6 protein-coding genes, 1 tRNA gene and 1 pseudogene are annotated in these 6,274 nt (G+C 70.1%); 5 read left to right on the top strand and 3 right to left on the bottom strand.

The window, feature by feature from the left end; all coding sequences use genetic code 11:
- Window positions 1-380: 380 nt before the first annotated feature.
- Together VGL85_RS19735 and VGL85_RS19730 are read right to left on the bottom strand one after the other, a co-directional pair.
- A complete protein-coding gene (locus VGL85_RS19735; RefSeq protein WP_331590725.1) occupies window positions 381-2,447 on the bottom strand; it encodes an alkaline phosphatase D family protein in 2,067 nt (688 codons plus the stop codon).
- A 77-nt stretch (window positions 2,448-2,524) separates the two neighbouring features.
- Complete coding sequence (locus VGL85_RS19730) at window positions 2,525-3,136, bottom strand: beta/gamma crystallin-related protein (protein WP_331590724.1); 612 nt, start codon at window positions 3,134-3,136, stop codon at window positions 2,525-2,527.
- Between the two features lie 242 nt (window positions 3,137-3,378).
- Between VGL85_RS19730 and VGL85_RS19725 the strand changes: the two genes are divergently transcribed.
- From VGL85_RS19725 to VGL85_RS19710, 4 genes are all read left to right on the top strand, one after another.
- A tRNA-Trp gene (locus tag VGL85_RS19725) sits at window positions 3,379-3,454 on the top strand.
- 69 nt (window positions 3,455-3,523) lie between these two features.
- Window positions 3,524-3,829 carry a preprotein translocase subunit SecE gene (gene secE, locus VGL85_RS19720; protein WP_331590723.1) on the top strand — a complete coding sequence of 102 codons (306 nt, stop codon included), beginning with the start codon at window positions 3,524-3,526 and terminating at the stop codon, window positions 3,827-3,829.
- A 9-nt stretch (window positions 3,830-3,838) separates the two neighbouring features.
- Complete coding sequence (gene nusG / locus VGL85_RS19715) at window positions 3,839-4,408, top strand: transcription termination/antitermination protein NusG (RefSeq protein ID WP_331590722.1); 570 nt, start codon at window positions 3,839-3,841, stop codon at window positions 4,406-4,408.
- 85 nt (window positions 4,409-4,493) lie between these two features.
- Window positions 4,494-4,832, top strand: a complete 339-nt coding sequence (locus VGL85_RS19710) for a hypothetical protein (protein WP_331590721.1) — start codon at window positions 4,494-4,496, stop codon at window positions 4,830-4,832.
- A gap of 37 nt (window positions 4,833-4,869) precedes the next feature.
- On the opposite strand, the gene VGL85_RS19705 is transcribed toward VGL85_RS19710, so the two are convergent.
- Window positions 4,870-5,955, bottom strand: a complete 1,086-nt coding sequence (locus tag VGL85_RS19705) for a glycosyltransferase family 9 protein (protein ID WP_331590720.1) — start codon at window positions 5,953-5,955, stop codon at window positions 4,870-4,872.
- A gap of 200 nt (window positions 5,956-6,155) precedes the next feature.
- Here VGL85_RS19705 and rplK point away from each other — a divergent pair.
- Window positions 6,156-6,274, top strand: a pseudogene (gene rplK, locus VGL85_RS19700) (50S ribosomal protein L11); the annotation flags it as partial.

Raw genomic sequence — 6,274 nt, 5'->3', positions numbered from 1 at the left:
CTTCGCCATCCGCGAGGGCGGCCGCACCGTGGGAAGCGGCGTGGTGGCCAGGATCATCAAATAAGGCGCTGAGCCCAGCCCTCCCCTGAAGAGGAGGAATGAGCTTCCGAGAGGCCGCCGGGATCACCCCGGCGGCCTTTTGCTTTTTCAGAATTTTCCGGCCTCCTCCCCCTGTGGGAGGAGGTGGCCCGCAGAGCGGGTCGGAGGTGGGGTCTCTCAAAACTCTCGGCGCTATTCGGACCGGCCGATCGCGCGGATACGCAGCGCGACCCCACCTCCGTCTGCCTACGGCCGACACCTCCTCCCACAAGGGGAGGAGGAACGCGTGAATGCGCCGTCTCGGTCGAATATCGATTTGGCCCCGGTCTCTGCGAGGTGACCTAGATCGACAGCTTCGGATCGCCCTCCAGCACCCGCTGCTCGAGCCGTGGCGCCTCGCCGGCTTTCCAGAGCGGGGCGCGGTGGACGACGCGGTAGCGCAGGGGCCCGCCGTCCGGCGTCGCGGCGCGCTCCAGCGGCCTGGGGATGCAGACGAACTCGGTCTCGAAGGCCCCCGTCGAGGCGCGCACCACCGCATAGCCGTGGCCGCCCATGTCCACGAAGGAAAGGTGCGGCGACAGGTCCGGATTCGACAGCGCGCGGGCCTTCACGACATCGCCGCTCTGCAGATACTCCAGCGTCGAGCGCACTCCATGGCGAAGGGTCATGTTCATGGTGGCGTCGCTGCCGTCGCCGCCCGGCCGCTCGTGGACATAGAGGGACCGGGTCGGCAGGTCCTTGGGCAGGTTATGTTCGAAGGCCTCCGGTATGCCGGGCGCCGAGATCGAACCGGTGATGAAGGCGATCCCCACCGGCTCGAAGGCCTTGGGCGGCAGGGCCTTGGCCGACAGCCCCGCCCAGAAGCTGTGCCGGTCGCCGGCGACCGTCGCGAAGCCGGTGACCCCGTGGTCGCGGACGAAGTCGTAGACTTCGGCCCGTTCCCTGAGGCAGCCGGACCAGTCGCCCCCGCCGCCGTCGGCGTAGCCCGCGCCCGGCCACTTCGGCATGCCGGCCGGCAGGTTCTGGAAGTCGGCGCGCAGCTCCAGGGTGCCGTTGGTGGCGCCCCAGACCTTCCAGGTGGCCTTCGACGCCTTCAGGGTCTCGAAGAACCAGGCCTTCTGCTTCGCGCCCAGCATGGTCACCGGCGGCCCGTCCTTGCGGAAGTTGGCGACGTCCTTGCCGCCGAGCGGGATCGTGGCGGGCGGCTTGCCGCCGTCGTAGGCGCGCCCGGCGTCCAGCACCTCGGTGGCTTCGCAGGCGGAGAAGGCCGGGAAGTCCCTGAAGCCGAACGGGTTGGCTTCCGGCGTGTCGAACGGGTCCTCGGTGCGGTAGCTGTGCTGGTCGGTAAGGATCACCTCGACGTTCTTGCCGAACCGCAGGGCGCGGTAGCCGGTCAGGCTCTCCACCGCGGCCTTGTTGTTCGGCTCCAGCCCGAACCCTTCGGCGTCGAAGGCGGTGACCGGGACGTCGGCCACCTTCGGCCCTTCGAACTGCTGCAGGGTCCCGGCCTGTTTCACCCGCGCCGGCTGGTATTCGAACCAGGCCTGGTTGGCGGCGACCTTGCGGGTCTGGGCCCAGACCACCTCCTTGCCGAACTTCTCGATCCCCTGGTAGCCGCGCCAGGAGAACTCGTGGTTGTCCCACATGTTGACGAAGGCGAAGCGGGCGCGGGCGTCCTGGATGTCGGGGTCGCGCAGATAGGCCTTGTAGACGGCGCGGTAGTCGTCCAGCGAGGTCGGCAGGTGCAGGTCCTGGAACTTCTTGCCGTCCTTGTAGCGGACGGTGTCGCGGATGCGCCGGTCATACATGCCCTGTGGCCGGTCTTCCGGATACCAGACGATCTCGTAGATGAAGTCGCCCAGGTGGATGACGAAATCGAGCCGCTGGTCGGCGCGCGCGCGCTCGTCCTCCCAGATCATCCGGCGCCAGGCGTTCTGCGCCCCCTGGTTGACGTTCTGGCAGGAGACGAAGGCGAAGCGCACCTCGCGCGGATCGTCCAGGGCCGGCGCGGTCATGGTCCGGCCGATCCGGCTGCCTGCGCCATCGGCGCCCACGAACCGGTAGAAGTATTCGCGCGACGGCTTCAGCCCGCCGGCCATGACGCGCACGGTCCAGTCGCTGCCGGCGGTTCCCGCGGCGGGCGCCGTGGCGATGACCCGCTGGAAGCCCTCGTCCTCGGACACCTCGACCTTCAGGCGCGGCGCCGCGCCGTCGGCGCCGGGCGGCCGCCGGGTCCACAGGATCACGCTGTCCGGCTGCGGATCGCCGGAGGCCACGCCCTCGGGGAACAGGTCGCGGCGTTCGGTGTAGCGGAGCTTGGAGGGCGCGGCCCTGGCGCCGCCCCAGGCGGCGGACGCGCCCAGTGCGGTGGCGGTCGCGATGAAGCGACGGCGGTCAAGTGAGGTCATGGCGCGAATTAGCGGCGAGACTCGCGCCAAGCCAAGCAGAGTTGCAGTCGCACCCGATTGAATCCGCTCGGCTTAAGTCACCGCACCGGGCGCATGGAGCTGATCTGGCCGCCCATGCCGACGGCGCGCAGGTCGGGCACGTCGTGGTCGAACACCTGGCAGCGGCCACGGAAGTCGCTGTCGGCGCAGACCATCCAGGCGCGGCGCCCGTCGATCCGCAGGCTCATCGCCCGGTCGTTGAACTCGCGCGGCAGGTTGGTGATCTCACGCTCGGTGAAGAACGGCCGGCCGCCGAAATTGGGCTGCGGGAACAGGGTGATGGCCGGCCGGCCGCGCTCCGGACCGCGCTCTGGGCCGGGCGGCGGGCCATAGGCGGGCCCGGGCGGCGGCGGGGTCGGCGGCGGGCCCTGGTAGTCGCGTGACGGCAGGCACGACAGCGTCCCGTCGCGGTTGTCGACCCGGTCGCAGCCGGCGAAGCGCAGCGAGCTCTGCCGCCAGCGGCCATCGCGGTCGCGGCACTCGGCGGTCATGGTGGCGTCGGGCCCGCGGCCGTAGGTCGAGATGTTGCGGCAGGTCTGGAAGTAGTTGCCGGGCGGCGGCGGCTCGCCGCGCGGCTGGGCGGCGGCCTGGCCGGCGCAGGCGAGGGCGGCCGCGGCCGCGGCCGCGGCGAGGGTAAGGACGCGCATCATCGGTGAACCTCCTCCCAGGTTTGTGGCCAGTCTAGGAGGCTTGGCCGTTGTGACAAGGCGAGCGCGCGTGCTCACCGCGCCGCCGCCGCTGCGCCAATCCGCCCTGCGCCGCCGATCTGCCTTGCCCGCACTTGGCGCCCCTGCTACACGAGCCGGCTCCGGCGATGAGCCATGCGCGCCGAGGGCTTGCCGCCCTCCGGCGCGCTGTTTCATGGTCGGAAGGGTCGCTGTCCGGCGGATCTAGGAGTGTAGCTCAGCTGGTAGAGCATCGGTCTCCAAAACCGAGGGCCGGGGGTTCGAGTCCCTCCACTCCTGCCATCGCCGCCGCAAGACCCTATATCTGAGACCTTGGGCCAGCCGCCCGAAGCGAGAGTACGAAGAGCCGCCATGGCGAAGAAAACGGGCAACCGCCCGCAAGCAATGCGAGACCGCGCCGCCAAGACCGCCGCGGTCATGGCGTCGCCGTCGGCCGCCGCGCTGGCGACGCCGAAAAAGCGCCCGAGCCTGCAGCAGTTCGCCAGGGAAGTTCAGGCCGAAGCCAGGAAGGTCACCTGGACCACCCGTCGCGAGACCTGGATCACCTCGGTGATGGTCGCGATCATGGTGGTGATCGCCATGGTGTTCTTCTGGTTGGTGGACGCGGGCGTCAGCTTCAGCATCAATCAGATCCTCAAGCTGGCCGCTGGGGGCTAAAGAAGAGACATGTCCGAAGCTGCTGAAACCGCCGCGCCGTCAAACCCGCGCCACAAGTGGTACATCGTCCACGCCTACTCGAACTTCGAGAAGAAGGTGGCCGAGAGCATCCGCGAACAGGCCAAGGCCCAGGGGCTGGAGGAGAACTTCTCCGACATCCTGGTGCCCACCGAAGACGTCGTGGAGATCCGCCGCGGCCGCAAGGTGAACGCCGAGCGCAAGTTCTTCCCGGGCTATGTGCTCGTGAAGATGGAGCTCTCCGACGAGGCCTATCACCTGATCAAGAACACCCCGAAGGTGACGGGCTTCCTGGGGTCGGGCTCCAAGCCGATGCCGGTCTCCGAGAAGGAAGTCTCGCGCATCATCGGCGCCATCGAAGAGGGCGTGGAGCGCCCGAAGGCCACCGTCACCTTCGAGATCGGCGAGATCGTGCGCATCACCGATTCGAACTTCGCCGGCTTCAACGGCCAGGTGGAGCAGGTGGACGAGGAGCGCGAGCGCCTGCGCGTCACCGTCTCGATCTTCGGCCGCGCCACCCCGGTGGAGCTGGAATACAACCAGGTCGAAAAGGTCGGCTGACCGACACAGTCGCGCCGCACGCCTGCGGCCGAGCCTCGCGGCGCAACCAAGGGAGGCGAGCTTGCGGTGCGGAGGTTGGACCGCCGTGATCGTGGCGCTGATCCTGTCGGGCTGCAGCACGCCTGCGCCACGGCTGGGACGCGGCCTGCCCAGCAATTTCGCCGCCGCCAGTCGCGCGTTCGACGAGCGAATCCAGGCCCGCTTCCCGGTCGGCTCGCCGGAGTCGCGGCTGCGCGATGAACTCACGGCGGAGCATTTCAAGATCGACGCGGTGAGCCCGGCGCAGGCGTCGGGCTACCAGTTCAGCGCCCAGCATGGCGGCGGCGTCTTTCCCGCCTGCGACCTGACCTGGACCGTCATGTGGGCGGTCGAGGCTGGGCGCATCGCCCGGATCGGAGCCACCTACTACGCGACTTGCCTCTAGGGCCGGGCGTCGCCATCCAAGCCCGGCAGCATTGGGCCTAGCGCGCCGCCACCGCCGCTTCGACCTCGTCCAGCACCGGGTCCCAGCCGCTGTCGAGGCCGGGCTGGCGGAACAGCCGCGCGGTCGGATACCAGGGGCTGTCGGCGCGGCCCTCCATCCAGCGCCAGTCGTTCATGAAGGCCGGCAGCAGGATCCAGGTCGGCTTGCCCATGGCCGCGGCCAGGTGCGCCGTCGCCGTATCCACCGAGATCACCAGGTCCAGCGAGGCGATGAAGCCCGCGGTGTCGGCGAAGTCGACGGCGCCGGTGTCGTCGGGGTGCAGGCTGCGCGCGCCGGGAAGCGCCAGCAGCCGCGCCGCGGCGTCCGCGGGCAGGGAGCGGTTGGCGTCGTTGGGATGCTCGGGCCGGCCGCGGGTGACCACGCCGACGCCGCCGCCCATCTTCGGCGCGCTGGCTGGCGGGCTCAGATAGGGCGCGCTGGGGATCGCCTCCAGCGACAGGCCGCAGCGGCCGACCAGGGATCCTGACATCACCCAGTGGTCGGGGACCGGGAACTCGACATTGCCCGCAGCCTCGATCACCCTCACGCCCAGGCTGTCGGCCATCAGCCGGGTGAGCAGCGGATGGGTGAACAGGGTCACGTCGACCCCGCGCGCCTTCAGCCAGGGGGCCAGGCGGGCGTACTGGATCACGTCGCCGAACCCCTGTTCGGGATAGATCAGCAGCTTGGTGAAGGCCGGCTCCCCGCCGCGCCATTCCGGGTAGGGCAGGGTGGCCTTGGGCAGTTGCAGCTGCGGCACCTCGTGGCGCGCGTCGATCAGCGGCCAGCCTTCGACATATTGGCCCTGGCTCAGCAGGGCGACGCCCAGGGCATGGCGGGTGCGCGGGTTTCCCGGCGAGAGCGCCAGCGCCTTGCGCAGGGCGGCTTCGGACTCGGCGGGCTTGCCGACCATCTTCAGGACGGCGCCGCGGTCATGCCAGGCGCCCCAGGACGCGGGCTCGGCCTCGACGGCCCCGGCGAACAGCGCCTCGGCCTCGGCGTACTGCCGCTGCGAGAGCGCGGCGCGGGCCTGGGCGCGCAGGGCCTCGGACGGCGTCGGCTCGGGGGTCTGGTCTGCGGCCATGCGCCCCGCCATATCGGAGGCGCCGCCCGCGCGCCAGCCGCGAGCCCGCCGCGGTTGCCCGCGAGGCCGCGACCTGCTACACGCGCCGGCTTCCCAGGCTCCCAATATTCGGGAGACTGGCGAATTCAAATCCGTGGGAGGGGCTGCCCGGACCACGGCCACATAGGCGGCTTTGACGAGCCGCCGCATTGGAGACAGGCATGGCCAAGAAGATCTTGGGCTATATCAAGCTGCAGGTGCCCGCGGGCGCTGCGACGCCTTCGCCGCCCATCGGGCCGGCGCTGGGCCAGCGCGGCGTCAACATCATGGGCTTCTGCAA

This window comes from Phenylobacterium sp., assembly GCF_036501465.1.
Classification (GTDB): Bacteria; Pseudomonadota; Alphaproteobacteria; order Caulobacterales; family Caulobacteraceae; genus Phenylobacterium.
The sequence above is the reverse complement of the archived record's forward strand: the minus strand, read 5'-3'. Positions and strand labels throughout refer to the sequence as shown.